The organism is Dendronalium phyllosphericum CENA369 (assembly GCF_016056275.1).
In the GTDB taxonomy this organism is placed as follows: domain Bacteria; phylum Cyanobacteriota; class Cyanobacteriia; order Cyanobacteriales; family Nostocaceae; genus Dendronalium; species Dendronalium phyllosphericum.
Genome location: NZ_JAECZA010000201.1, coordinates 1 through 1,483, shown reverse-complemented (window position 1 = coordinate 1,483; position 1,483 = coordinate 1). Strand labels below are relative to the sequence as shown.

Annotated in this window: 3 protein-coding genes; 2 read left to right on the top strand and 1 reads right to left on the bottom strand. The window is 39.2% G+C overall.

Annotated elements, in window-relative coordinates:
• On the top strand, window positions 1-458 hold a 458-nt coding region (locus tag I8752_RS22315), incomplete at its 5' end, for a transposase (RefSeq protein WP_214434458.1).
• Here the strand turns inward: I8752_RS22315 and I8752_RS22310 are convergent.
• Window positions 453-944 (bottom strand): ferric reductase-like transmembrane domain-containing protein, encoded by a 492-nt coding sequence (locus I8752_RS22310; RefSeq protein ID WP_214434457.1) that lies wholly within the window; start codon window positions 942-944, stop codon window positions 453-455. The genes I8752_RS22315 and I8752_RS22310 overlap by 6 nt on opposite strands.
• Window positions 945-1,028: 84 nt before the next feature.
• Between I8752_RS22310 and I8752_RS22305 the strand changes: the two genes are divergently transcribed.
• On the top strand, window positions 1,029-1,463 hold the full coding sequence (locus tag I8752_RS22305; RefSeq protein ID WP_214434456.1) for a transposase family protein: 435 nt from the start codon (window positions 1,029-1,031) through the stop codon (window positions 1,461-1,463).
• The last annotated feature ends 20 nt before the right edge of the window (window positions 1,464-1,483 follow it).

Below are 1,483 nucleotides of genomic sequence, written 5' to 3'. Positions count from 1 at the left end.
CTCGAAGTCCTCAGGGAAACAGGGTGTATGATTTTAAACCATTTTATCGGGGAGCGAAGGTAACAGTAATCGGGGCAGTAAGCATGAAACAAGTTTTGGCTGTGATGACGTTGAATAGTTCAATGGATGGAAATGCATTTAAAGTCTTTATTGAAAAGTGTTTACTTCCCCAACTCTGGACGGGTGCTGTAGTTGTTATGGATAATGTCCCTGCACATAAAGTGGAAGGAATCGAGTCTTTAATTCAATCAAAGGGTGCAAATGTTCTTTATCAGTCACCTTATTCTCCTGACTTTAATCCCATCGAACATTGGTGGTCACAATTAAAAGCTTTTTTACGCTCCTTTTCTCCAACCTCTTCAAAAATGGTTGATGTTCTCATCGCAACTGCACTTAATTTGATTAATCCAGAGCATTTAAAAAACTGGTTTACAAACTGTTGTTACTGTACCTCATAAACCTGCAATACGCTGTAAAAGGGTTGTCGTGACAATCCCTACTAACCCAATCGGGGTTAAATAGCTCCAATGCTCTAACATTTTGTCCCAAACGTGCCAAGTGAGCAGGAACATAGCTAAGTAAGTTAGGGTATGTAATCGCTTCCAATTTTTTTTCAGTCTTTTGACACTCCAGTCATTAGAAGTAATTGCCAATAGAGTAAAAATTATGAAGGTAGATACACCTTGGATATAAATCCAATAGGTATTGGGATCTAAAAAATCAAGGTCTCTCTTTTTCACTAAGAGGAAAGCGTGAAGCAAAGCCAAGCAGAAAGCCAGAATACCGATAAGTCGTCGATATTTTAACAGCCATTTGGGAAGCTTCGCTTGTTTAGTTTGAGGAAAAATTATTCTGAGATTCGTGGGCATTAAGGTGAGAATATAAGCTCCTAAAGCTAGAAATCCCAGGCTGTTTTCTAAGGGTGCTGTATCGATTGCTGCCATGACCAATTTTCCTTAGTTTTTCAATAGACCTCTTGCAAAAGTCCTAGATGCATGGGACAAGTAGGTGAGAGTTGGGTAGCATAGATGACCTACGAACAGGTAAAGAGACTGAAATCAGAAGACTTTAAACGCTTGTGTGGTGTACGTCCAGATACTTTTAACGAGATGTTAGAGGTAGTGCGATCGCTTCATCGAACAAAACAGAAAACAGGGCGACCGGGTAAATTAAGCTTAGAAGACCAATTGTTGATGACATTAGAATATTGGAGAGAATACCGAACATACTTCCATATAGGTCAATCTTGGGGAGTAAATGAGTCTACGGCATACAGAATTATCCGAAAAATAGAAGATACGCTGACTAAATCGAGGGCGTTCACACTGCCAGGGAAGAAAAAGCTGACTACTTCTAATTATCAGTTAGAAGTGGTGGTAGTTGATGTAACAGAAAGTCCAATTGAACGTCCGAAAAAAAACAAAAAAAGTTCTATAGTGGGAAAAAGAAACAGCATACATTGAAGTCACAGGTAGTAGTAGAC

Bases quoted from the DNA above. Each gene is read 5' to 3' on its own strand.
- I8752_RS22305 (WP_214434456.1), top strand. From the start codon at position 1,029: ATGACCTACGAACAGGTAAAGAGACTGAAATCAGAAGACTTTAAACGC.
- I8752_RS22310 (WP_214434457.1), bottom strand. From the start codon at position 944: ATGGCAGCAATCGATACAGCACCCTTAGAAAACAGCCTGGGATTTCTA.